Origin of the sequence: Parasphingorhabdus sp., from assembly GCF_039939955.1 — a bacterium.
Classification (GTDB): domain Bacteria; phylum Pseudomonadota; class Alphaproteobacteria; order Sphingomonadales; family Sphingomonadaceae; genus Parasphingorhabdus.
The window spans coordinates 945,558-969,222 of the sequence record NZ_JBDVHS010000005.1; the positions used below are offsets into that span (position 1 = coordinate 945,558).

The 23,665-nt window shown below is 52.4% G+C and carries 24 protein-coding genes, 1 tRNA gene and 1 other RNA gene; 17 read left to right on the forward strand and 9 right to left on the reverse strand.

Annotated features, from left to right (window positions below):
* Positions 1 to 6: 6 nt before the first annotated feature.
* Positions 7 to 1,056 carry an SPOR domain-containing protein gene (locus tag ABJG22_RS09765; RefSeq protein ID WP_348020036.1) on the reverse strand — a complete coding sequence of 350 codons (1,050 nt, stop codon included), beginning with the start codon at positions 1,054 to 1,056 and terminating at the stop codon, positions 7 to 9.
* Between the two features lie 259 nt (positions 1,057 to 1,315).
* Here ABJG22_RS09765 and ABJG22_RS09770 point away from each other — a divergent pair, with 259 nt between their 5' ends.
* From ABJG22_RS09770 to ABJG22_RS09780, 3 genes are read left to right on the forward strand one after another with little or no spacing between them, the layout of a single operon-like run.
* On the forward strand, positions 1,316 to 2,038 hold the full coding sequence (locus tag ABJG22_RS09770; protein WP_348020037.1) for a ParA family protein: 723 nt from the start codon (positions 1,316 to 1,318) through the stop codon (positions 2,036 to 2,038).
* Between the two features lie 17 nt (positions 2,039 to 2,055).
* The gene (locus tag ABJG22_RS09775) at positions 2,056 to 2,712 is read left to right on the forward strand and encodes a hypothetical protein (protein WP_348020038.1); all 657 of its coding nucleotides are present in this window, start codon (positions 2,056 to 2,058) and stop codon (positions 2,710 to 2,712) included.
* Between the two features lie 58 nt (positions 2,713 to 2,770).
* On the forward strand, positions 2,771 to 4,216 hold the full coding sequence (locus tag ABJG22_RS09780; protein ID WP_348020039.1) for an SPOR domain-containing protein: 1,446 nt from the start codon (positions 2,771 to 2,773) through the stop codon (positions 4,214 to 4,216).
* A gap of 30 nt (positions 4,217 to 4,246) precedes the next feature.
* Here ABJG22_RS09780 and ABJG22_RS09785 read toward each other — a convergent pair whose 3' ends face one another.
* Genes ABJG22_RS09785 through ABJG22_RS09800 form a run of 4 tightly spaced genes read right to left on the reverse strand, consistent with a single transcriptional unit; the run spans position 4,247 to position 8,079 of the window.
* Complete coding sequence (locus ABJG22_RS09785) at positions 4,247 to 5,467, reverse strand: dihydroorotase (RefSeq protein ID WP_348020040.1); 1,221 nt, start codon at positions 5,465 to 5,467, stop codon at positions 4,247 to 4,249.
* Entirely contained in the window at positions 5,464 to 6,456 is a 993-nt protein-coding gene (locus ABJG22_RS09790; RefSeq protein ID WP_348020041.1) for an aspartate carbamoyltransferase catalytic subunit, read from the reverse strand. The genes ABJG22_RS09785 and ABJG22_RS09790 overlap by 4 nt, the downstream gene beginning before the upstream one ends.
* A 22-nt stretch (positions 6,457 to 6,478) precedes the next feature.
* Positions 6,479 to 6,943 (reverse strand): Holliday junction resolvase RuvX, encoded by a 465-nt coding sequence (gene ruvX, locus ABJG22_RS09795; RefSeq protein WP_348020042.1) that lies wholly within the window; start codon positions 6,941 to 6,943, stop codon positions 6,479 to 6,481.
* Positions 6,940 to 8,079, reverse strand: a complete 1,140-nt coding sequence (locus ABJG22_RS09800; protein WP_348020043.1) for a DUF3089 domain-containing protein — start codon at positions 8,077 to 8,079, stop codon at positions 6,940 to 6,942. The genes ruvX and ABJG22_RS09800 overlap by 4 nt, the downstream gene beginning before the upstream one ends.
* A 113-nt stretch (positions 8,080 to 8,192) precedes the next feature.
* Between ABJG22_RS09800 and gatC the strand changes: the two genes are divergently transcribed.
* From gatC to tig, 8 genes are all read left to right on the forward strand, one after another.
* Complete coding sequence (gene gatC, locus ABJG22_RS09805; protein WP_348020044.1) at positions 8,193 to 8,480, forward strand: Asp-tRNA(Asn)/Glu-tRNA(Gln) amidotransferase subunit GatC; 288 nt, start codon at positions 8,193 to 8,195, stop codon at positions 8,478 to 8,480.
* The gene (gene gatA / locus ABJG22_RS09810; protein ID WP_348020045.1) at positions 8,480 to 9,964 is read left to right on the forward strand and encodes an Asp-tRNA(Asn)/Glu-tRNA(Gln) amidotransferase subunit GatA; all 1,485 of its coding nucleotides are present in this window, start codon (positions 8,480 to 8,482) and stop codon (positions 9,962 to 9,964) included. Before gatC ends, gatA begins: the two co-directional genes overlap by 1 nt.
* Before the next feature lie 2 nt (positions 9,965 to 9,966).
* Complete coding sequence (gene gatB / locus ABJG22_RS09815) at positions 9,967 to 11,457, forward strand: Asp-tRNA(Asn)/Glu-tRNA(Gln) amidotransferase subunit GatB (protein WP_348020046.1); 1,491 nt, start codon at positions 9,967 to 9,969, stop codon at positions 11,455 to 11,457.
* Positions 11,458 to 11,505: 48 nt separating this feature from the next.
* Entirely contained in the window at positions 11,506 to 12,228 is a 723-nt protein-coding gene (locus ABJG22_RS09820) for a hypothetical protein (RefSeq protein WP_348020047.1), read from the forward strand.
* On the forward strand, positions 12,225 to 13,442 hold the full coding sequence (locus ABJG22_RS09825) for a M48 family metalloprotease (protein WP_348020048.1): 1,218 nt from the start codon (positions 12,225 to 12,227) through the stop codon (positions 13,440 to 13,442). The genes ABJG22_RS09820 and ABJG22_RS09825 overlap by 4 nt, the downstream gene beginning before the upstream one ends.
* On the forward strand, positions 13,439 to 14,044 hold the full coding sequence (locus ABJG22_RS09830) for a hypothetical protein (protein ID WP_348020049.1): 606 nt from the start codon (positions 13,439 to 13,441) through the stop codon (positions 14,042 to 14,044). Before ABJG22_RS09825 ends, ABJG22_RS09830 begins: the two co-directional genes overlap by 4 nt.
* A 125-nt stretch (positions 14,045 to 14,169) precedes the next feature.
* Positions 14,170 to 14,254: transfer RNA gene (locus tag ABJG22_RS09835), tRNA-Leu, on the forward strand.
* A 56-nt stretch (positions 14,255 to 14,310) separates the two neighbouring features.
* Entirely contained in the window at positions 14,311 to 15,840 is a 1,530-nt protein-coding gene (gene tig, locus ABJG22_RS09840) for a trigger factor (RefSeq protein ID WP_348020050.1), read from the forward strand.
* Positions 15,841 to 15,892: 52 nt separating this feature from the next.
* Here the strand turns inward: tig and ABJG22_RS09845 are convergent, their stop codons facing one another.
* Positions 15,893 to 16,504 carry an ATP-dependent Clp protease proteolytic subunit gene (locus tag ABJG22_RS09845; protein ID WP_348020051.1) on the reverse strand — a complete coding sequence of 204 codons (612 nt, stop codon included), beginning with the start codon at positions 16,502 to 16,504 and terminating at the stop codon, positions 15,893 to 15,895.
* A 146-nt stretch (positions 16,505 to 16,650) separates the two neighbouring features.
* Here ABJG22_RS09845 and ABJG22_RS09850 point away from each other — a divergent pair, with 146 nt between their 5' ends.
* The gene (locus tag ABJG22_RS09850) at positions 16,651 to 17,295 is read left to right on the forward strand and encodes an ATP-dependent Clp protease proteolytic subunit (RefSeq protein WP_348020052.1); all 645 of its coding nucleotides are present in this window, start codon (positions 16,651 to 16,653) and stop codon (positions 17,293 to 17,295) included.
* 140 nt (positions 17,296 to 17,435) lie between these two features.
* Positions 17,436 to 18,707: an ATP-dependent Clp protease ATP-binding subunit ClpX gene (clpX, locus tag ABJG22_RS09855; RefSeq protein WP_348020053.1), complete on the forward strand. Its 1,272-nt coding sequence runs from the start codon at positions 17,436 to 17,438 to the stop codon at positions 18,705 to 18,707.
* Between the two features lie 22 nt (positions 18,708 to 18,729).
* Here the strand turns inward: clpX and mtgA are convergent, their stop codons facing one another.
* From mtgA to ABJG22_RS09870, 3 genes are all read right to left on the reverse strand, one after another.
* Positions 18,730 to 19,395, reverse strand: a complete 666-nt coding sequence (gene mtgA, locus ABJG22_RS09860) for a monofunctional biosynthetic peptidoglycan transglycosylase (RefSeq protein WP_348020054.1) — start codon at positions 19,393 to 19,395, stop codon at positions 18,730 to 18,732.
* Between the two features lie 85 nt (positions 19,396 to 19,480).
* A complete protein-coding gene (rpoH, locus tag ABJG22_RS09865; protein WP_348020055.1) occupies positions 19,481 to 20,392 on the reverse strand; it encodes an RNA polymerase sigma factor RpoH in 912 nt (303 codons plus the stop codon).
* A gap of 75 nt (positions 20,393 to 20,467) precedes the next feature.
* Positions 20,468 to 21,421, reverse strand: a complete 954-nt coding sequence (locus tag ABJG22_RS09870; protein WP_348020345.1) for an RluA family pseudouridine synthase — start codon at positions 21,419 to 21,421, stop codon at positions 20,468 to 20,470.
* Positions 21,422 to 21,437: 16 nt separating this feature from the next.
* Between ABJG22_RS09870 and ABJG22_RS09875 the strand changes: the two genes are divergently transcribed.
* From ABJG22_RS09875 to rnpB, 4 genes are all read left to right on the forward strand, one after another.
* Positions 21,438 to 21,869: a M67 family metallopeptidase gene (locus tag ABJG22_RS09875; RefSeq protein WP_348020056.1), complete on the forward strand. Its 432-nt coding sequence runs from the start codon at positions 21,438 to 21,440 to the stop codon at positions 21,867 to 21,869.
* Positions 21,870 to 21,895: 26 nt separating this feature from the next.
* Positions 21,896 to 22,537 (forward strand): histidine phosphotransferase family protein, encoded by a 642-nt coding sequence (locus ABJG22_RS09880; RefSeq protein WP_348020057.1) that lies wholly within the window; start codon positions 21,896 to 21,898, stop codon positions 22,535 to 22,537.
* 21 nt (positions 22,538 to 22,558) lie between these two features.
* A complete protein-coding gene (locus ABJG22_RS09885; RefSeq protein ID WP_348020058.1) occupies positions 22,559 to 23,251 on the forward strand; it encodes an N-acetylmuramoyl-L-alanine amidase in 693 nt (230 codons plus the stop codon).
* 6 nt (positions 23,252 to 23,257) lie between these two features.
* Positions 23,258 to 23,627, forward strand: an RNA gene (gene rnpB, locus ABJG22_RS09890) — RNase P RNA component class A.
* Positions 23,628 to 23,665 lie beyond the last annotated feature (38 nt).

A 23,665-nucleotide genomic window follows, 5' to 3' on the forward strand; every position in this document is an offset into this window, starting at 1 on the left:
CGCTATCTAACGTCGTTTTGATATGCAATCATTGCCCGAGGCTTTCACGCGGGCGCACATGGCGTTGGCTTCCGCTCTTGTTGCAAACGGCCCGGTTTGCAATCGGGTGATAGCGCCAGCCTTGACCAGATAGGGCTGCAGTCCAGACAAAGCAGAAACACTGCCTTCTAAACGGTTCCAGAGGTTTTTTGCTTTGTTCGCATCGCTAAATGCTCCCAATTGGACACGCCAATCGCCGTCCTTTTTCGCCGGAGCAGGGGTAGGAGCCGCGGCTACGACCGGCGCGGCGGGAGCGGGTTGTGGTGTAGGGGCATAGGTCACGCCAGGAGATGTTGGAGCAGGGGACGGTGTCGGAACCGGAGCTGGAGCCGGAATTGGAGTGGGTGTCACTGCTGGGCGAGAAGGCGGCAATTGCGCCGTTTGTACCGCCCCGGTTGCTTGTACAGGTCGTAGGCCAGCAATTTGTGCTGTTCTAACCCGTTTTTCATCCTGCTCCATCTGACCAGCCAGCTCGATGGCCCGTCGCCGTTCTTCTATGGGAATGAAGCGATCCATCTGGGCCAGATTGGATGATGCTTGCGGCAGGCCTTGCGCCGATGACCGGGTCATTAGAGCATAAGCCTTGATCCAATCTTTCTCGACGATATCGCCGTTAAAATATCCTGTGCCTAGAACATATTGCGCTCTTTGCTCACCACGGCTTGCCGATGCCTGTAGATAGGGCAATGCTTCCGTCTGGCGATTGCTTTGAAACAGCAATAGTCCATAGTTGTCATTGGCTTGTAGATGACCTTGGTCCGCGGCTTGTTTGTACCACTTTTCTGCTTGTCCCAAATCCTGAGGAACACCGCGGCCTAGCTTATAAGCTTGTGCAAGATTGAACTGCGCGTCGGCATCGCCGTTGTTGGCAGGTTCGCGCCATTCACCAATTGCCGCTTGATAATCACCACGGCCCCACGCATCGACGCCAGCTTTGACATCTGCAAATGCTGGTGTTGAAAATAAAATCAACGCTAAGCTGAGTAGGGGAGTGATAGGGCGCCTGGCCTTGGTCATGGGACATTCCTTGGTGATCGTTAAACAACAATAACGTGATGTTAGCCACTTTTACAGTGCTAAACCGCGGAGACTCCCCAAGTCTAGCAAAAACTGGGACTGGCCTTGTCGTTTCCTCCAGTTGCTGGACGGAGAATGTAATTTCTAACGGGAAATTCATCGGGTGCTTGTTAACCCTATTTTAGCCCTGTTCTGTCACAAAAGAGCCCGAATAGAGATTTCCGGGCAAATTTTGCCGTGATTGAACAAGGGGAAGAGCGTGCGAGTTCTAGCGATGGCTTCGCAAAAGGGTGGATCCGGCAAGACTACATTGTCGGGGCATCTGGCTGTACAGGCGCAATTAGCAGGGGCTGGTCCCGTCGTGCTGATCGACATCGATCCGCAAGGGTCTTTGGCAGATTGGTGGAACGAAAGAGACGCGGATCTACCGGCATTCGCTCAAACGACAGTATCCCGCTTGGCCGCCGATCTAGCGATATTGCGGCAACAGGGTTTCAAACTAGCTGTCCTTGACACTCCGCCTGCCATCACGATGGCGATCCAAAGTGTGATTTCGGTGGCGGAGCTTATCGTTATCCCAACCCGTCCCAGTCCACATGACCTTAGAGCAGTGGGTGCAACGGTCGATCTGTGCGAACGGGCCGGCAAACCACTGCTGTTCGTCGTCAATGGGGCAACCCCTAAAGCCAAAATTACTTCCGAAGCCGCCGTCGCGCTGTCTCAGCATGGTACGGTAGCTCCGGTTACGGTTCATCATCGCACCGACTTTGCCGGTTCCATGATTGATGGACGGACTGTGATGGAAGTCGACCCCAAGGGTCGCTCAGCGCAGGAGATCGTCCAGCTATGGTCTTATGTTTCTGATCGGCTTGAGAAGAATTTCCGTCGGACAATCTTCAGCACTCCCACGATGGCACAAAATGTCAATCCGGGCGTCCCAAGACCGGGGGGTAATTTTGGCCGCCGGGTGGTTGGTTCGTAATGGGAGAAGCAGAGAAAATGACTGAACCAAAGCCATTCGCGTCTCTTTCGTCCAGCTTGCTGGCTCGAAAGGGTGGTGCAAAACCCGCTATGCGTCGTCAAGGCCTGACAGGTGTTCCCGAAACCCCACCGGCAGAGGCTAGTGATGTGCAGGAGGATCTGGGTTGGAATGATATGGGCTATGATGTTGACCCCGATCATGACGCGCATCCAATAGAGAGCGTTCACCATAATCCTTTAGCAGGAGCAATTCCAAACCCTGGCTCTGCCGTACGGCAACAGCAGGAAGAAATTGCGGCCAAATTGGGCGGTGTGTCGATTGAAGAAGTGGACGATAAAGAGGATGAGGCAGAGCTTATTGGTGTGCCCGTACCACCCACTGTTTCTAGCGAAATTCAGCCGCTGGACGAGAATTCAGTGATATTGGGGCCCGTCGGAAGCCAGCCGCTAAAAAACGACAAACCGAGCCGGGCGAAGAAGTCTCGGACGCGGAAAGCAAAAACGGCATTCACACTGCGTCTTGATGCTGAACGGCACCTGAAATTGCGGTTGGCGACGGCAATAAAGAACGTCTCGGCACAGCAGTTGGTAACCAAAGCTATGGACGAATATTTGAGGACTATCCCCGAATTGGATGACTTGGCCGAGCGCGTTCCATCACGTGGAGCTGCTTGAGTAGGCTTGAAGTGAATATTGAACAGAAACGACTGACTTTTATTGCGAGGGCATAAAAATGAAACGCAACGTAATTTTGAAAATGGCAGCTTCTTCGATGGTTTTTGCTACCGTATTGACGGGCTGCGGGCCTTTTGGAAGTGGCTCTGTCGCGTCGGCTGCAAGCAAGCCTGTATCGGTTAAAGAGGCAGCGAGATATGCAAAGAAGGCGAAAAAGGCATTGGCCAAAGGCAATGTCGACGCTGCTATCTCATATGCTGAGCGGTCGGTAGCCGGTGTCGGAAGTGATCCGGAAACGCGGGCTCTTCTCGGTCAGGCATATTTGTCAGCCGGTCGCTTGGCGTCGGCTGAACGCAGTTTTCAGGATGCGATAGAGCTGGGGCAATATGATGCGCGCACAATATTAAGTCTTAGCCTCGCGCAATTGGGACAAGGCAAGGCAGATAAAGCCAATGCTCTTATCGTCAATAATCGTCAGTTTATTCCAGCTGCCGACTACGGGTTGGCGTTGGCCCTCACCGGCGATAGCAAGACTGCGGTTACGGTGCTTGAACAAGCCATCCGTCAATCGAATGTTACCGGCCGTACGCGTCAAAATCTTGGTTTGGCCTATGCGATGGACGGTCGCTGGAAAGAAGCGAAACTGATGGCGGTGCAAGATGTTAGCCCTGCATCGGTCAACGAGCGCATTATGCAATGGGCGCAAATGGCTCGTCCTGATGCTTATCAAGCCCGTGTTGCGACAATGCTCAACGTGACGCCAATTGCCAATGATCCGGGGCAACCGGTCCAGTTGGCTCTCAGGTCGGCTTACGCGCCTGCGAGCGTAGCAATGTCATCAGAAGCCGATTACGGCCGCGAAGTCGCCAGCTTTGATCGTGATACGCCGCTGCCAGCTATTGGACCGGCGCCGAAGGCGCAAGGCGATGTTGATTTCCTAGCGCAGGAAAATAATGTCAAAGTGGCGACTGTCGCGGTTCCCGCAAGCAAAGCCGCCGTAGAGGCGCCGGCTAATGTTCCGGTGATCAAGGCTGATGTGAAGCCAGTTCGCGTCGCTCCGAAACCAAAATTCGTTGTCGAAAGCACGAAGCCGGTTCCTGTGCGGGCCGCTGCCGTTCAGCCTGCAGCTGTTGCGAAGCCGGTGTTGAGAAAAGTAGCTTATCAGCCGGCCGTGAAGCGCAACATTCCATCATCTGGTACACATATGGTGCAGCTGGGGGCTTTTTCGTCTGCAGCAGCAGCACAACGTGCTTGGGGTATATTGTCCACGAAAAACACCGATCTGAAATCGTTCAACTACGCAAGTTCAAAAATCAACGTGAAAGGCCGAACCCTCTATCGTTTGGCAGCGATCGGTTTTGGTAATGCGCAAACGGCTGAAGCAATGTGTTCCGGCATCAAGGCAAAGGGCGGAAGCTGTATTGTTCGCTACACCAAAGGGGTCAACAAAGTTGCACCTATGCGGATGGCTAGCCGAGCGCCGAGAAAACTCGCTTCGCGCTAATCCGACTGTAATTTCAATGAGGGCGGCGAGCTAATAGGCTCTGCCGCCCTTATATATTGCATATACCCGTCCTTGAACCGGTAAGCCGTCAAAAGGTGTGTTGCCTGCTGATGCGGCCATTTTTCGTTTGTCGACCTGCCAAGGGCTATCCTCGTCGATCAAAATGAAATCTGCTTCATATTCGGGTCGTAATTGGCCGGCTTCAACGCCGAGTATCCTCGCTGGATTGGCAGAGAGAAGTTCAAACAGTCGGCCAATGGAAATCGTGCCGTCTCGTACCAGAGTAAAAGAGAGCGCGAGCAGAGTTTCTGCGCCTGCCATCCCGGGAGCAGCCTCTGCATAAGGTAGTCGTTTGTCTTCTGCGCCGCGTGGATCATGTCCGGATGCAATGACGTCGATCGTGCCATCTTTCACGGCAGCAATGCAGGCTAGTCGATCCTCTTCACTTCGTAAGGGAGGCGAGAGCCGGGTAAAGGTACGAAAATCACTGACGGCAATATCGGACAAGAGGAGATGTGCTGGAGTTACGCCGCAAGTTACCGGAAGCCGGTCGGCTTTCGCGGCACGAATAAGGTCGAGGCCGCCCTTGGTGGTAACTTGACGGAAATGAACATGCGCGCCGGTTTCACGGACCAGCGCAATATCACGGGCGATGGCAATGGCTTCGGCCGCAGCGGTGGCGCTTGTTAATCCCAGTCGGGTTGCGGTTTCGCCATCGGTGGCGACGGCACCATGGGTCAATCCGGAATCTTCGCTGTGAACAATCAACGGCATGTCGAGAGACCGGCAATATTGCATAAGCCGGAGCATGATTCCGCTATCGGATATCCACTGCCTGCCTGTAGCGACGGCCTTTGCGCCGGATTGTTTCATCAAACCGATTTCAGCGAGCTGTTTACCCGCCAGAGCTTTTGTCGCGGCAGCAATCGGGTGCGACCAAAGGTCTGGCTTACCCTCAACGGCATTATGTTTGATCATTGCCGGCAAATCGAGAACAGGAGATTGATCCGGCATCAACGCGGCCCGCGTTATTCCGCCGAAATGGAAAGCCGGTTTGTCGATCGCGAAAACACCAAGATCGATAATCCCCGGCGCCAGTAGCTTGCCTTTGCAGTCGATGTCCTTGCTTGATTCGGAATCTGGGATGGTATCGATAGAAGCGATCCGATCGCCATCGATAACCAAGGCGCCTTCTTTAGGCTGCGCTTCGTCCGGCAAAATCAATCGTGCGTTGGAGAAAATCTGTTTCATGACCAGCCCTCCACATCGCGAGACTTGCGAGTCAATACGTCTAGGCAAGCCATTCGTACGGCGACCCCCATCTCGACCTGTTCGGTAATCGCAGATCGCTCGATATCATCTGCTACATCGCTGTCTATCTCTACGCCGCGGTTCATTGGGCCCGGGTGCATCACCAGCGCGTCCTTGTTTGCGAGCGCCAGACGTTCGCGGGTCAATCCGTATAGATGATGATATTCGCGGGGGCTGGGTATGAAATCACCGTTCATCCGTTCATTTTGGAGCCGAAGCATCATCACCACGTCGCTGCCTTTCAGGGCTTCGTCAAAATTGGTGAACACCTCGACATTGAACCGGTCAAGCGCGGCAGGCAGCAGGGAAGGGGGAGAACAGACCCTTACCTTTGCGCCTAGAGTTGTCAGGCAATAGATATTGGAGCGGGCGACCCGGCTGTGCATCACGTCACCACATATCGTAACTGTCAGTCCGCTGATCTCTCCCTTGCGCCGCTGGATGGTGAGCGCGTCTAGAAGGGCTTGCGTAGGATGTTCATGACTGCCGTCACCGGCGTTGAGCACCGGGCAGTCAACCTTGTCCGCAATCAACTGCACTGCGCCGGAACTGCCGTGGCGGATAACAATAGCATCCGCCTTCATCGCGTTGAGCGTGACCGCAGTATCGATAAGGGTTTCGCCCTTTTTGATGCTCGATTGAGCAGCATGCATGTTCACGACATCGGCGCCCATCCGCTTTCCGGCAATCTCGAAGGACAGCAAAGTCCTGGTGCTGTTTTCGAAAAAGGCGTTGATGACGGTAAGGCCATCCATCCGGTTTGCATGCTTGCTGGATTTCTTGTTGAGATCGACCCATTGTTTGGCCTCCTCGAGCAGAAATAATATCTCCCAGGGGCGCAGTCCGGCGATACCCAATAGATGACGATGAGGAAAAGCATCCGATCCAGCGGGAAACGGTTGCGACGATGCGGTTTTTTTCGATGTCATTAAAGCGGGTTCTATAGAGTCATCATGGCAGTGCGGCAAGCCTATCAATGGCCCCTTGTAAAATATAGGCGGCGGCCATCTTGTCGACGACCTTGGCCCGTTTCTTCCGACTGACATCCGATGCAATAAGATCGCGGGTTACTGCTTGGGTGCTCCACCGTTCGTCCCACAGCAATATAGGAATACCCAGCGGTCGTAGATTTTGTGAAAAGGACCGCGCCGCCTGGGTTTGTTGGCTCTGACTACCGTCAAGATTTAGCGGCAAGCCTCCCACGATCCCGACGATGTTTTGATCTGCAATCACGGTTTTGATGCGTTCCAGGTCTTTGGAAAATTTTCGCCGCTCTATCGTTTCGGCTGCTGTTGCGAAGGTCCAGTGGGAATCGCACAAAGCCATTCCGACGGTTTTCGTGCCGATATCAAGGCCCAGCAGCCGACCGCCGTCCGGGATGGCCTGCGCGAAAGTCGCGACATCATCTGTGATCAATCCGCTAGAAATGACACCATCCTCCTGTGTGCATCGGCGCGTATGTTGGCCCAGAACAGGTTATAGTCGTAAACGTGGTAATTGTTGCCGGGTAAAGCGTAGGGACCGATTTCGGGTGGATCTCCGATTAGCAGAAAGCCACGGTTATCGCATCTTGCCGGAACCGCGCCCGCGACCAAGCTTGCGTCGTTCAAATCTTCGTTCGGAACTAGGGTTCCCAGGTTGCCCGCCGCTTTGGCTGCCGAATCAATATCGCCATTGATCGGGTTGCTACACAATAAGCGGGTGTCTTTGCGGGGTTGACCATTGAAGCCAACGGTCATGTTATAGACGTCGAGAATTCGCTCATAATCAGCGGGTTCTGCAAAGCTCTGCCAAGCCAAAATACAACCTGTTTGGTAAGATGTTTCGCAGATATTGAGACCCATTTCCGGAATGTCGGTTTCTGCGGACACCGGCCAGCCTACGACATAAGCGGCGATAATTCGGTTGGCGAGCGGTGTGCCCGCTACCCGGTCTTTGAGAAGGTTGGTAAGGTGCAGACTGCCTTGGCTGTGTCCGGCCAATAGGATCGGTTGATCATCGGGAATGTGCGCGACGAAATAGTCAAACGCTGCCAATATGTCTTGATACGCGGCGTCTAAAGCCTGCTGGCCTTCCGGTTTGTCGGTTAGGAATGCTCCGAGTGTCGCCTGCCGGTAGCGCGGGGCCCATATGTCCCCGATGGCGCTAAATGCACTGGCCTGGCCTTTCAGGAAGGTTCGCGCGCGATCCTGCGATTCCTTGTCATCCAAAGATGCGTTCCAGCGATTCTTCTTCAGAAATGAAGTCGGATGAGCGAAAAAAACGGCGGCCTTTCTTTCGCCGGGAAATGCTGTGTCCGTTTCCTCAAAGCCTTGAGGAAGCCAAAGGGCAGGGTTGCCTTCGACCAACTCGGGACGCGCAAGCCACATTTCTTCGTCAGCATATAGGCTGGTTTGAAAGGCTTCCTGAGCCGTGAACTCGGTGTCCGGTACAAAGGCTACTTCCATCAACTCGTCGCCATAGAGGCGAAAAACAAATGCGCCGGCGAGCACGAGAACAACCATGCTTGCGACAAAATAGAGAAACTTTCGGGCCAAAATATACTCCAACAAGATTATAGCAGCTTCAATCCGCTTGAAGCGGCTTCGCGCCAGTGCTAGCGGCGCTCGGTACACAATTTAATTCCGAAATACCCGAAAAAAGATGAACTGAAAAAGAATGTATCATGTCAATCGATAAGGAAACCGTCAAAAAGATCGCCAGCCTTTCAAGGATCGCGATTACCGAACCCGAGGCAGATGCCTTCGTGCCGGAACTCAATCAGATTTTGGGTTGGGTCGAGCAATTGAGCGAAGTGGATTGTTCTGGGGTTGAACCGATGACTGCGGTTATCCCGAACAAACTGCGGTTGCGCGACGATGTCGTTACCGATGGCAAGATTCGTGACAAGGTGCTGGCAAATGCACCGGTCGATGAACACGGCTTTTTCGCGGTTCCCAAGGTGATCGAATAATGACCGATATATATGAACTCGGTATAGCCGATATCCGAAATGGCGTTGCTGGCGGCGATTTTACCGCAACAGAAGTTGCCGAGACCTTCATTGCTCGCGTGAGTGCGGCAAAGTCACTCAATGCCTTTCTGGTTGAAACGCCGGAACATGCCCTTGCGGCCGCCGATGCGGCTGACAAAGCAAAGGCATCGGGCGATACGCTAGGCAAGATGGCTGGCGTGCCGATTGGCATGAAGGATCTTTTTTGCACAGAGGGCGTTGCAACGACGTCGGGTAGCTTGATTCTGGAAGGCTTTACGCCGCAATATGAATCGACCGTCTCATCAAACCTGTTCAAGGCGGGCGCCGGAATGCTCGGCAAGCTCAATATGGACCAGTTCGCGATGGGTTCCTCGAACGAGACCAGCGCATTCGGCAACGTGATTTCGCCCTGGCGGCGCAATGATGGCGGTAATGTCGATCTCGCTCCTGGCGGTTCGTCGGGTGGCAGCGCTGCGGTTGTGTCCGGGCGCATTGCGCCCGCCGCAACTGGTACAGACACTGGTGGTTCTATTCGCCAGCCCGCCGCTTTCGTTGGCATCACCGGCTTCAAGCCAACCTATGGCCGCTGCTCGCGCTGGGGCACGATTGCTTTTGCCAGCTCGCTCGATCAGGCAGGCCCGATGGCCCACGATGTGCGCGATTGCGCGATCATGCTGGAATCCATGGCTGGCTTTGATGCGAAGGACTCGACCTCGCTCAACCTGCCTGTGCCGGATTGGGAAGCGGCGCTGAACAGCGACCTCTCAGGCAAGAAAATTGGTATTCCCAAGGAATATCGCGTCGACAATATGCCGGAAGAAATTGATGCGCTGTGGCAAAAAGGCATTGAGATGCTGAAAGATGCCGGGGCGACGATCGTAGATGTCTCGCTGCCGCACACTAAATATGCGCTGCCAGCTTATTATATCATCGCGCCGGCCGAAGCATCGTCCAATCTGTCGCGCTATGACGGCGTGCGGTACGGAATGCGCGACTTGCCGGACGGCGCAGGACTGCAGGACATGTATGCCGCTACCCGCGAAGCCGGTTTCGGACCGGAAGTGAAGCGCCGGATCATGATCGGTACCTATGTGCTCAGCGCAGGCTATTATGATGCCTATTATACCCAGGCGCAGAAAGTTCGGACGCTAATCTCGCAGGATTTCGACAAGGCCTGGAATAGTTGCGATTTGCTGCTGACCCCGACCGCGCCGAGTGCTGCCTTCGGACTGGGCGAGAAAAGTGATGATCCGCTGGCCATGTATTTGAATGATGTGTTCACGGTGCCGAGTTCGTTGGCTGGATTGCCAGCGATGTCGGTTCCTGCTGGATTGGACGGCAAGGGACTGCCCCTTGGTCTTCAGATCATCGGCAAGGCATTGGACGAACAGAGCGTGTTTAACGCAGGCTTGGCATTGGAAGAACGCGCCGGATTTGTCGCGAAACCGGAGCAGTGGTGGTAGAAATGACTGAATCAACATATCTTATACAGGGTGCGACCGGTGATTGGGAGGTCGTAATCGGCCTCGAGGTCCACGCCCAGATCACTTCCGAATCGAAACTCTTTTCCGGGGCTTCCACAGAATTTGGCGCAGAGCCGAATACACAGGTCAGCCTCGTTGACGCGGCCATGCCCGGCATGCTGCCGGTGCTGAACGGCGAATGCGTCCGCCAGGCGGTGCGCACGGGATTGGCGATCAATGCTGAGATCAACAAATATTCGCGCTTTGACCGCAAGAATTATTTCTACGCCGATCTGCCGCAGGGCTATCAGATTTCGCAGCTATACCACCCGATAGTGGGCGAGGGCGTTATCCAGATTTCTCTCGATGAGAAAGATCCCGATGCCCACGGCAAGGCCATTGGTGTCGAACGCATCCATATCGAACAGGATGCCGGCAAGTTGATGCACGATCAACATCCGACCATGTCTTATGTCGATCTCAACCGTTGCGGCGTCGCGCTGATGGAAATCGTGTCCAAGCCGGACATGGCATCCCCGAAGGAAGCGGCGGCCTATGTCCGCAAGCTGCGTTCGATTCTGCGCTATGTCGGGTCGTGCGACGGCAATATGGAACAGGGCTCGATGCGCGCCGACGTCAACGTCTCTGTTCGCAAACCGGGTGGTGAGCTGGGTACGCGGACCGAGACTAAGAATGTGAACTCGATGCGCTTCATCCAGCAAGTGATTGAATATGAAGCCCAGCGTCAGGTCGATGTTATCGAGGATGGCGGTGAAGTGGTTCAGGAAACCCGCCTGTTTGATACGGATAAGGGCGAAACGCGGTCCATGCGCTCCAAGGAAGACGCGCACGACTATCGCTATTTCCCCGATCCCGATCTTTTGCCCCTGGAATTGGAAGATGATTTCATCTTTGACTGCAAGGCAAGCCTTCCGGAATTGCCGGATGAAAAGCGCGCGCGGTACAAGAAGGTTCTTGGCCTCAGCGCCTATAACGCGGCCGTTCTAACAGCAGAGCATGAAACAGCGCTGTGGTTTGAGGAACTGCTCGAAACCACCGATCAGCCGGAAAAAATCGCCAGCAGTGCAGCCAATTGGGTGACGTCCGAACTATTCGGTGCGCTCAACAAGAAAGGCGTCGGCATAGAAGATAGCCCGGTCTCTCCGGCTCAAGCGGCAGAATTGCTGGGATTGATAGCCGATGGGACAATTTCCGGAAAAATCGCCAAGCAGGTGTTCGAAATCATGCTCGAAACCGGCGACGGTGCCGCGAGAATCGTCGAGGAGCAGGGCCTCAAGCAGGAATCCGACACCGGCGCGATTGAAAAAGTGATTGCGGACGTAATGGCGGCCAACGAAGACAAGGTCGCCCAATATCGCGACGGCAAGGACAAGCTGTTCGGTTTCTTTGTCGGTCAGACGATGAAAGCAATGCAGGGCAAAGCCAATCCTCAGGTGGTGAATGAACTGTTGAAGAAGGTTCTTGATAACTGAGATTAATTATTCGATTATGCGCTATAAAGCAGTGTCTGGGGGGGGGGAATGCTAAAATTTCTGTTAGTTGCTTGCACGCTTATATTTTCAACTGCAGCAGTACACGCGCAGGAAAAGGCCGGTATTAGGGAAGGTTTTGAAGCTGCGGATATAAGTGGCGAAAAAATAGTTTTGTTCAGACCAGATATTCAGGTTGGCGAACAGTCTATGGGGGGAATGTTCGAGCCCCGCGCCGAATGGACCACTGAAGCACGACGATTGATAGAAGCCGAATTGGAAAGAGCGCAGGCGCGATTGACAAACGAGGTCGTTAAGTTACCTGAACTTTACGGTGATGATGCCGATTTGCTAGCGGAACATCAAGCTCTGTTCGAAACTGTTATTGACGCAATTGTCGAGTATCAGTTTTTCGTAGGAAACCGCCTGCCGACCCAGAAAAAGGGTTCATTTGATTGGACGCTCGGAACGGGTACCGCGCGGTTGGCAGAGCTTAGCGGCGCCAATTATGGGTTGTTCATTGTTACAGAAGACCATTATGGTTCTACCGGCCGCAAGATTCTACAGTTTGCTGCCGCCGGTCTATTTGGGGCAGGAGTTCAGTCTGGTGTGCACAAAGGAGCTGCAGGATTGATCGATCTCCGCACCGGCAATATTTTATGGTTGAATGCTGATCTTCAGATGGGCGGAGACGTGCGGGATCCAGATGGAGTCGAAAAACGTGTTGGTCAGTTGTTGGAGGATTTTCCGGGCAGTGTGGATGAAGGTGAATGAGGTACCATGGCCCCACACTTAGATTTCTAGGATTAATTGGCTGTTTTACTAGCGCTTGTTTCCTTCCAGCTTATGCTTCTGAAGTTCGCCCAACTCTTCCGCCGTTCGAACATGCCTACGAACCGCGTGACTTGGACGAACGAGGTTTGTGGCAAAAATGGGACGAGTATGAGAAAGAATTCGCACGGAGCCCGGCAGTTTATCACGCACCGGATCTCGTAAACTATGTAAAAGGCGTCTTGTGTGAGACTGTTGGCCCTGATCGGTGCGGTGCGACGCGAATTTACATAGTTCGCGATATAAGTTTCAATGCTTCGATGGCTCCGAACGGCATAATGTCCGTGAATACGGGGCTTTTGTTACGAGTTAAGAACGAGGCAGAGCTGGCGTCAGTTCTTGGGCATGAATTTGCACATTTTGAACAACGCCATTCTTTGAATAGTTTTAAGAAACGGCGGAGGGGCTCGGATTTAGTGAGTTGGATGACTATCGCCGCGGGAGTGTCGATCGCAGCCAGTGGATCGGGAGGCTATCAACATCATCGCGATTATCGAACATCAATTTATGGAGACGTCTATCGATATAAGCGTGATCAAGAGCGCGAATCTGACATTTTGTCATCTCAATATTTGGTAATATCACCCTATTCGAGTGCTGCTGCTGCGCATGTATGGTTGCGCTTATTGGACGAGGATGCTGAACAAGCGCGGGAAAGAAAACGCAGCCGGCGAAGGCAATGGACCGGTTGGGCCGATAGCCACCCATCGTCGTTTGAGCGCGCAGACTATCTTTCCCGATTAGCAGACGAGGCAAATGACGAGGGCGTTTACAAAACTTCGGAATATGTGGAAGCAATAGGTCCCCACTTGCCCGAATTTTTTGACGATCAATTGCAGCGGAACGATTTTTCGGCCACCAAATTTTTATTGGAGCAGATAGCGCAGGATGGTTGGACGCCTGATCTCTTGTTTCTTCAAGGTGAGCTTTATCGGAAACGTGGTAACCCGAGGGATCTGGTAACCGCTGCAACTGCCTATTTAAACGCGATCGAAGCTGGCTATGGAAATGCAAATGCCTGGCGAGGTTTGGGCTTATCGCAAATGCGAAGCGGAGCACAAGCTGAAGGCAGGCAAGCACTGCAAACCTATATCAGTATGGCTCCTGATGCTCCCGATGCATCAATGATGATTATGCTGATCGGAGAGGAACAATGAGTTTGTCTGTTGTCAAAGTGGCTATTGCTGCAACTGTCTCGTTTCTGCTTCTTTCGAGCCAAGTTGTTATGGCAGGTTGGAAACATATTAAAATAGAAAGCAATGAAGTAGGCAAAGGCGGAATGACTGTCGTTCCCCTTACTGAATGGAACCGATGGTCAAGGCGCGAATCTAAGCGGGGGGAATCTTGGACGAAAAACGGGTTTCCATTGAACCGGATTGATTTCTTTACCCAGATTGAAGCCGGAGATTCGATCTACAAAGAAAGAAGCAAAAAATATCAGCCGCTGCCCAAGTTTCAGTCAGATATGCTGCTCCCGGATTTGGCAGAGTTATTTAAAGCGAACTTCAGTATCGTGAATAATGCCACCGGCTTTGAAATTACGAAGCTAGAGCCAGCGAAGCTTGGGGTGGCCCCAGGATTGAAGGTTAGTTATACATATCTTCGTCCAAGCGACCCTCTTACACGTCTTGGAGAAGCGCGTATGGCGGTTCACAATGAACGCCTCTACATTATCAATTACACTGCTCCGCAACTTCATTATTTTGACGGTAGTATTTTAGAGGCACGGGCAATCATGGATAATGTTACCTTGAACTGATCCCAAGATTTGTTTTTGCTGGTATCCAAGGCATCTATCCCCGTTTCCCCTCTTGCCCTCAACGTACCTTTACGCTAGGCGCGCGGGTCAATCGTACTTCGATAGAGTTTTGACGACTTAACTGGGCGGGCGTGGCGGAATTGGTAGACGCGCCAGATTTAGGTTCTGGTATCTTCGGGTGTGGGGGTTCGAGTCCCTTCGCCCGCACCAAGTAAGTCTCAATATCTATCGGAAAACACCGAATATGAAGGCATCAAAGGATAGTCATGCAGATTGTTGAAACGCTGAACGAAGGTCTGAAACGGGCCTATGAAATAAAGATCACCGCGAAAGATATCGAATCGCGTGTTGATGCCGAAGTTAAAAAAATGGCACCGCAGGTGAACATGCCGGGCTTCCGCAAGGGCAAGGTCCCAGCGAATCTCGTGCGCAAGATGCACAATGATGCCTTGATGCAGGATGCTTTGAGCAGCACCGTACAAGAAAGCATCGAAAAAACACTGGCCGATAACAAGCTGCGTCCTGCGATGCAGCCTAACGTCAATCTTGATGACGGCTATGAGCCTGGCAAAGATGCGAATGTTAAGATCGACCTTGAAATCCTGCCGGATGTTCCGACACCGGACGTTGAAGGTCTCAAGCTAGAGCGGCTCCAGGTTGAAGCGGACAAGAAAACCGTTGATGAATCTTTGCAGAAATTCGCTGAGAGCCAGAAGCAGTTCGAAACCGCAGCCAAGTCTTACAAGGCGAAGCTTGGTGACCAATGCTTGATCGATTTTGAAGGCAAAGTTGATGGCATTCCGTTTGACGGCGGTACCGGCGAAGGCATGGCGATCGAACTGGGCTCCGGTCGTTTGATCCCCGGCTTTGAAGATCAGCTGGTGGGTAAGAAAGCCAATGACGAAGTGCTCGTCAAAGTCACCTTCCCGAATGATTATAATGTCGAAGACTTGAAGGGCAAAGATGCCACTTTCGACGTTGTTGTTGGTGAAGTGCAGAAGCCCAAAGCGGCCAAGGCCGATGACGAGATGGCCAAGTCCATGGGACTAGAAGGCATTGATCAGCTTACCGAATTGCTCAAAGGGCAAATCGAGCAGGAGCTTAACGGCCTGACCCGTACGCATATGAAGCGCAAGTTGCTTGATCAGTTGGCTGCAAGTCATGATTTTGAAGTGCCTCCTGGCATGGTCGAAGCTGAGTTTAACCAGATTTGGCAACAGCTTGAGCAAGAAGCTGAGCAGGAAGAAGATTCCGCAGCGGCGCGCAAGGAAATGGAAGACGAGAAGGACGAATATCGCGAAATCGCTGTTCGTCGCGTTCGTCTTGGACTGTTGCTGTCAGAAATCGGCCAAGCCAATGGCGTCGAGGTCAGCCAGCAGGAAATGTCCATGCTGATCCAGCAGGCGTCTCAGCAATATCGCCCTGAAGACCGTGATCGGTTCATGCAGTATATCCAGCAGGATCAAATGGCTGCTGCTCAGCTTCGTGCGCCGATGTACGAAGACAAGGTCGTCGACTTCCTGTTTGAAAAAGCGGACATCACCGATCGCAAAGTCACTCGTGAAGAGTTGGAAGCTGCGATTGAGGCCGAAGACGAAGCGGAAGCTAAGCCCGCTGCCAAGAAGAAAAAGGCACCAGCCAAAAAAGCCGCTGCGAAAAAGCCTGCTGCGAAAAAGGCTCCGGCCAAAGCCGCCGCTAAGAAGGCACCGGCAAAAAAGGCTGCTGCTAAGGCTCCTGCCAAGAAGCCAGCGGCGAAAAAGCCCGCGGCAAAAAAGAAGGCACCAGCCAAGAAATAATGTAATCATTCCACCGGGCAGGAAATTCCTGCCCGGTGGAGAATATTAGAAGTTAGAAGCTAACTTCGCTCGCCTTCTCGATGACCGTACCAAGTATTCCATATTCTTTGGCTTCGTCGGTCGACATCCAATAGTCGCGATCAATGTCCTTCATGACGCGGTCCAGCGATTGTCCAGTTGCTTTGGCAATTTTCTCGGCAATTCTTGTCCGCATTTTGACGATCTCTTCTGCTTGGATAGCAATATCCGAAGCTTTGCCACCGGCGCCGCCAGAGGGTTGATGGATCAAGAAGCGGGTGTTTGGCAGGCAGAAGCGCTGCTCTGGTGCTACGCCCAAGAAAATATGAGTGGCGATGCTGGCGACCCAGCCGGTGCCGACAACGGCGACAGGAGAATCGATATAGTTGATGAGATCATGGATCGTATCACCGGATTCCACATGACCGCCGGGAGAATTGATCATCAAGCGAATGGGATCATTGCTCATATGATCAAGATAGAGAATTTGGGCCGTTACACGTTCCGCCAATTTCTGGTCGACGCCACCAAATATCAGAATAGTACGCGTTTCGAGAAATTTGTTCATCATCATAGCCATTGGATTCGGACTGTCATTGTCCTCTTCGTTGTAAAATGGTGCAATGGATGGCGAAAATTGTGGCATGAAAGTCTCCTGAAAAGGGCGAATATGGTGTTTGGAACCCTCTTAGACTGAGGATAATTCGCGCGCAATGTCATGTTGGTGCAATCGGGGGTTGATTGCGAGGCGTAGAGACCAGATATAGGCTGTCATTAAATAAAGGAATTTTCATGAACCCGTTTGATTTTGGCGATCGCGATCCTGTTGTGGACGCCCTTGTTCCCGTTGTTATTGAACAATCTAATCGCGGTGAGCGCAGCTTTGATATTTTTTCACGCTTGTTGCGGGAACGGATCGTGTTTGTCACCGGACCGGTCGAAGACGGGATGGCATCAATCATCACCGCCCAATTGCTGTTTTTGGAGTCGGAAAACCCTAAGAAAGATATTTACCTATATATCAACTCGCCCGGTGGTGTGGTGACGGCAGGCATGGCGATCCATGACACGATGCAATATATCCGGCCTCGCGTTGGTACGGTTTGCGTCGGGCAGGCGGCTTCAATGGGAAGCTTCCTTCTTGCTGCCGGCGAACCCGGAATGCGGATGGCGACAACCAACGCTCGGATCATGGTGCATCAGCCATCCGGTGGTGCGCAGGGCATGGCCTCTGATATCGAGATTCAGGCGAAAGAAATCCTGCGAATTCGTTCCAGAATGAACGACCTTTATGCGAAATATACGGGAAAACCGGTGGCAGAAATTGAGGAGGCCATGGATCGTGACACGTTCTTGGAAGCCGATGAAGCAAAAGCCTTTGGTATTGTTGACGAAGTCTATGACAAGCGCCCTGTGCCGGCAGAAGATACTAAATAAGGGTTATCGCTCCCCTAAATGAAATTTAAGCCATATTTGATATGGCTTGCTTATTCGCTCGGAAAGCCGCCGAAAAAAGCGGTGGCAATTTGGAATTTGACGGTTAGATTACGACCCTGACCGGTTTTTAAGGACTTTTTATGACGAAATTGACGGGATCTGATTCGAAGAGCACACTATATTGCTCTTTCTGCGGAAAGTCCCAGCATGAAGTCCGCAAATTGATTGCTGGACCTACGGTTTTCATCTGTGATGAATGCGTAGAGCTTTGCAATGACATCATCCGTGAAGAAACCAAAGGTGCCGTAACCGGTCGTAAAGATGGTGAAGTGCCTTCACCGCAAGAAATTTGCGATGTGCTGAATGATTATGTGATCGGACAAAACCGCGCAAAACGCGTTTTGTCGGTTGCTGTTCACAATCACTATAAGCGACTCAATCACGCCGCAAAATCCGGCGATATTGAACTGGCAAAATCGAACATCTTGCTGGTCGGCCCTACGGGTTGCGGTAAGACTTTGCTGGCGCAAACACTGGCGAAGACATTTGATGTGCCCTTCACCATGGCCGACGCGACAACTTTGACCGAGGCCGGCTATGTCGGTGAAGATGTCGAGAATATCATTCTAAAATTGCTTCAGGCATCCGACTATAATGTTGAGAAGGCCCAGCGCGGTATCGTCTATATCGACGAAATCGACAAAATTAGCCGGAAAGCGGAAAATCCTTCGATTACCCGCGATGTGTCGGGTGAAGGCGTCCAGCAGGCGCTGCTCAAGCTTATGGAGGGCACGACTGCAAGCGTTCCTCCGCAAGGTGGGCGTAAACACCCTCAGCAAGAGTTTCTGCAGGTTGATACCACCAATATCCTATTCATATGCGGCGGTGCCTTTGCTGGTCTGGAAAAGATCATCGGAGATCGTCTGGAAGGCAAGTCTATCGGTTTCGGCGCGCATGTCGCTGCTCCCGAAGAACGTCGTATCGGCGAGTTGCTATCGCAAGGTGAGCCCGAGGATCTGCTGAAATTCGGTCTGATCCCGGAATTTGTTGGTCGTTTGCCGGTCATCGCTACGCTTGAAGATTTGGATGTCGACGCTCTCGTGACGATTCTCCAAGAGCCAAAAAACGCACTGGTGAAACAATATCGGAAACTGTTCGAGTTGGAAGATGTCGGATTGACCTTTACCGATGATGCGTTGGTCGCTGTCGCCAACAAGGCAATCGAACGGAAAACCGGTGCACGTGGTCTACGCTCTATCGTTGAGAATATCTTGCTCGACACCATGTTCGATCTACCCGATTTCGAAGGCGTTGATGAAATTGTGATCGACAAAGATGTCGTCGGCGGCACGAAAGAGCCGGTGAAGGTGATCGCGAAAAGCAGCAAGGCTAAGAAAGAAGACGCGGCTTAGCACAGTCTTGGCGGCTAAAACCTCATTTGTAGATACAGCTATCTAGCTTGTCGCGTTTCACAATGTTGATCCGTGCCGCGATTGTATTGCCATAGCGCCGGGTAAAGCCGCTGGCACCGATGACGGCGCGTTTCTTGGGCAAGGGCAGGGCGGCGGCTATGCGAGCGGCCTCTATCCGGGTCAAATCCTTGGCATCTTTTTGGAAGTAACGCTGTGCACCCGCTTGGACACCATAGGTACCAATACCGGTCTCTGCGATATTGAGATAGACTTCCATGATCCGTTTCTTGCTCCAGATAGCCTCAATCAGGAATGTGAAATAGGCTTCCAGCCCCTTGCGAAAATATCCGCCACCTTGCCAGAGAAAGGCATTTTTCGCGACCTGCTGAGAGATGGTTGAGGTCCCTCTTATTCTGCCACCCTTGGCATTTTGCTCAAGCGCTTTCTGTATCGCGTCGGCATCAAAGCCATCATGGCTGCAAAATTTGCTATCTTCGGCCGCAATAACCGCGCGCGCCATGTTGGGAGAAATATCGCCAAAGCTCGTCCATTCCTTGGTGATGCCGTTTTCGTCCATGACCATGGTTGCGGTGATCGGGGGCGGGACCAGCGCGTAAATTCCGACCGATGCGACCGTTATCAGAACAAAATGGATTGATAATTTAAAGAGAAATTTGATGACCCACATGATTACCTGCCTAAATGCAAAACGCCCCGAAAACAAATGCTGTTTCGGGGCGTCTTAGAGTTGGCTTTAGATTAGGCTTGAAGGATCAAGTCGCTGTAAGAAGCTGCTTTTCTCCAGCAATGCGGAGCATGGCCTTTTGCAATTTCTCGAAAGCGCGGACTTCGATCTGACGAATGCGTTCGCGACTGACTTCATAGACCTTGCTTAGATCTTCGAGTGTTTTTGGGTCTTCCGACAGACGGCGCTCAGCAAGAATATGCTGCTCACGTTCATTGAGCGATCCCATTGCTTCGGTTAGCATTTCATGGCGGAAGTCGGCTTCCTGAGCCGCCGCGATGGATTCATCGTGCAACGGGCCATCATCTTCCAAAATATCCTGCCACTGGCTACCTTCGCCATCTTCCGACGAAAGTGTCACGTTCAGCGAAGCATCGCCGCCCATGGACATGCGGCGGTTCATATTGACCACTTCATGTTCGGCAACACCAAGATCGGTAGAGATTTTCTGGACATCTTCCGGAGACAGGTCGCCGTCTTCGAAGGCATCCAGATTATTTTTCATCCGGCGCAGGTTGAAGAAAAGCTTCTTCTGTGCGGCGGTGGTGCCCATTTTCACGAGGCTCCAGCTACGCAGCACATATTCCTGGATAGATGCGCGGATCCACCACATCGCGTAGGTCGCGAGACGGAATCCCCGATCGGGTTCAAACTTTTTAACGCCTTGCATCAGGCCGACATTGCCTTCGGAAATCAGGTCCGAAACGGGCAAGCCATAGCCGCGAAAGCCCATCGCGATCTTCGCAACGAGTCGCAGATGCGACGTGACCAGCTGAGCTGCTGCTTCCTGATCCTTATGTTCAGAATAGCGTTTCGCCAGCATATATTCTTGTTCGGGTTTCAAAATCGGAAATTTACGGACTTCCGAAAGATATCGGTTCAGGCTCGCGTCCCCCCCTAAGGCAGGGATTTTTGCCGGAACATTGCTACCATTAGCCATTTTAGTTCCTTCTTTGTTGTGCCTCCGGGCCTCATCAAGCACCCTTTGGTCAAAAGTAGATATAAGGTGTCTTCCTTATATACGCAACTTTATGAATAGTTCCTGCATATCGTCCGGAAAACCAACAGAAAATGACAGTTTTTCGTCCGTTATGGGATGAACAAATCCAAGATTAGCAGCGTGTAAGGCTTGGCGTCCAAATTGAATATCTTTTCGCCGGGAAAGCAATGATTTTCGACGAGTGCCATATAGGGGGTCTCCAATCAGGCTGTGGCCGATATGAGCCATATGGACTCGGACCTGATGTGTTCGCCCGGTTTCGAGCGTGCATTCTACCAAAGCCGCCCCGTCGAGCGTTTCCTTGACCGTATAGTGGGTCATAGCCGATTTGCCTTTGTCATCGCCCACCACCGCCATTTTCTTGCGATTGACGTTGCTACGGCCGATATTGCCTTCAATCGTCGCGGATGCCGGATTGGGGCGGCCATTGGCGATGGCCAGATAGCGGCGTTCAATATCATGTTTGGCAAACAGGGCGCTCAAACCCTGATGTGCTGCATCGGTCTTGGCTGCAACCATCAATCCAGATGTGTCTTTGTCGATCCTATGGACAATTCCCGGGCGGGCGACACCGCCAATACCCGATAGCTGTCCTTCGCAGTGGTGCAGCAGCGCATTCACCAAAGTGCCATCCGCGTGACCTGCGGCGGGATGAACAACTAGGCCGGGTGGTTTGTTAACGATGATCAGATGGGTATCTTCAAAAACGACATCAAGCGGGATGTTTTGGGGCAAAGCAGGGCCAGAGATTGGCTCTGGTATGGTGAGTTCAAACGCTCTCCCGGCCAGTTTTTTGGCGGACGGATCGGTAAAGACTGTTCCGTCGATCGTCAGGTTTCCCGAGGATATGAGCGATTTGACCCGCTCTCGCGACAGGCCATCCACAACGTCCGTTAATGCAGCATCGAGGCGCTGTTTTTTTTGCGTCTCGGGTAAGTTTCCGGATATGGTGGATTGCTCAGCATTCATCGCGTAGATGTGGGCCATGCAACTCCTTATATCAAGCGCGATGTTGGTCGAACTTCAGCAGTTGGCTCTGGATGCCGCACCAGCGGAAACGTGCGGTATATTATTTGGTGAGGATGGAAAGGTCAGCGGCTATCGTGCAGCGCAGAATGTCGCCGATGATCCGTCTAGGCATTTCGAAATAGATCCAGCAATTTTGATCGAAACGGAGCGGGATAGCCGGAATGGCGGTAAACCGATTTTGGGCTATTATCATTCACATCCGGTTGGACCAGTGAGACCATCTATAACCGATGCTGAAAGCGCAGCTCCCGACCATCGGATTTGGTTGATTTTGAACGGCCGTGATGCTGCGGCGTGGCGTGCAGTGGAAGATGGCGAAATTTACAGTCGGTTTGACGCGATCGTGCTTGATTGCTTTGGAGCAAACGGCCAAACAGTCGAAGAGTAGAAATCATAGTTTGAGGGCGCGTTTATATGTCGAATGATGAAGTTGATCTGGCAGCTCTGCTTTGTTCGAAAATATGTCATGACTTGCTGAGTCCAGTCGGCGCCATAAATAATGGGCTAGAATTGCTTGAAGATGAAACGGATCCGGTCATGCAGGACCGTTGCATGAATCTGTTGGCCGATAGCGCCAGGACTTCGGCAGAAAAGTTGAAATATTTCCGACTGGCCTTTGGCGCAGCGGGCGGTTTCGGGGACCAAGTCGATCCAGCCGAAGCGCGGCAGTTGGTGCAGTCTTTGATCGAAGAGTCTGGAAAAATCACTTTGGGTTGGGCACTGCAAGGAGAGGCTCTACCGAAAAAGGTGATCAAGATTCTTCTAAATCTTGTGCTGATTGCAAAAGAATCATTGGTCCGCGGCGGCAATCTTGATGTTGGCGCCGAACAAGGTGATCTGGGTATCGAAGTTGTTATTCGGGCGGAAGGTACAAGAATTGCGTTGGATGATGGTATTCGATCGGCTTTGGATGGAACAATCGAACCGTCGGAGCTGAGTGCACGGACGGTTGCGGCTTGGATGACCCGCGAACTGGCGTTGAAAAATGGCGGAGATTTACGAATTTCTCCAGAATCAACGACAGAATTGCTTTTGGGCGCTATCGTCACCGCCTGAGTTGAAGAAAGGGAGGCTTCCATGGATGTGATACAAACGCCCTCTCCCAATTACGACGAACGCAAATTGCCAGTCAGTATATTGGTCATGCATTATACGGGCATGAAGGATGCGGCATCTGCGATCAATTGGTTGGCCAATCCCGATGCCAAAGTGTCGGCTCATTATGTGGTGACTGAAGACGGACAGGTCGTTCAGATGGTCGACGAAGAAAAACGGGCATGGCACGCCGGTCGTGGTTCCTGGCGCGGTATAACCGATGTGAATAGCGCCAGTATCGGGATAGAAATCGTCAATCCGGGGCATGAATGGGGCTATGTACCATTTCCGGAAGAACAAATGGATGCGGTCACGCGGCTTGCCCATGCAATTGTTGAGCGACATGCCATAGTGCCATCGAACGTGATCGGACACAGCGATCTAGCGCCGGCCCGGAAACAGGATCCGGGAGAGTTATTCGACTGGGATCGATTGGCGCGTCACGGCATCGCTTTGAAAAAACCCAGCTTGAAACTGGGTGATCCGCCATGGACAGATGGTGGTTTCATGCTGGCGCTGGAGCGTTTTGGTTATGATATTGGCGACCAGACAGAAGCAGTCATTGCTTTTCAGCGCCGGTTTCGGCCCAAGAATATCGATGGCGTGATTGATGGCGAGTGCCGTTCTCTGCTTTTGTCTTTAATGTTGGACAGAGAGCGCGGAATCTCTAAATAGGGCGGACCAGAGGGTCGGCCAGCCGTCCGCCGAAGCTTTAGCGAAGGTGGAAGGAAAGTCCGGGCTCCACGATTAAAAGGTGCCGGATAACGTCCGGCGGGGGTAACCCTAGGGAAAGTGCAACAGAAAGCAGGTCGCGACGATTTCGGTCACGTGACAATGAAAGGGTGCGGTAAGAGCGCACCGCGGGGCTGGTAACAGCTCTGGCACGGTAAACCCCACCTGGAGCAAAACCAAATAGGGGCGGCTTATGGCTTTTTCGGCTTGCTGCCCGGGTTGGTTGCTTGAGCCACGTAGCAATACATGGCCTAGATGAATGGCTGGCTATTCCGTTTCGGCGGATGGACAGAACCCGGCTTACAGACCCTCTGGCTTCATCTTTGCGGTAGTAGTCCTACCCATCTTTTGTTAAAG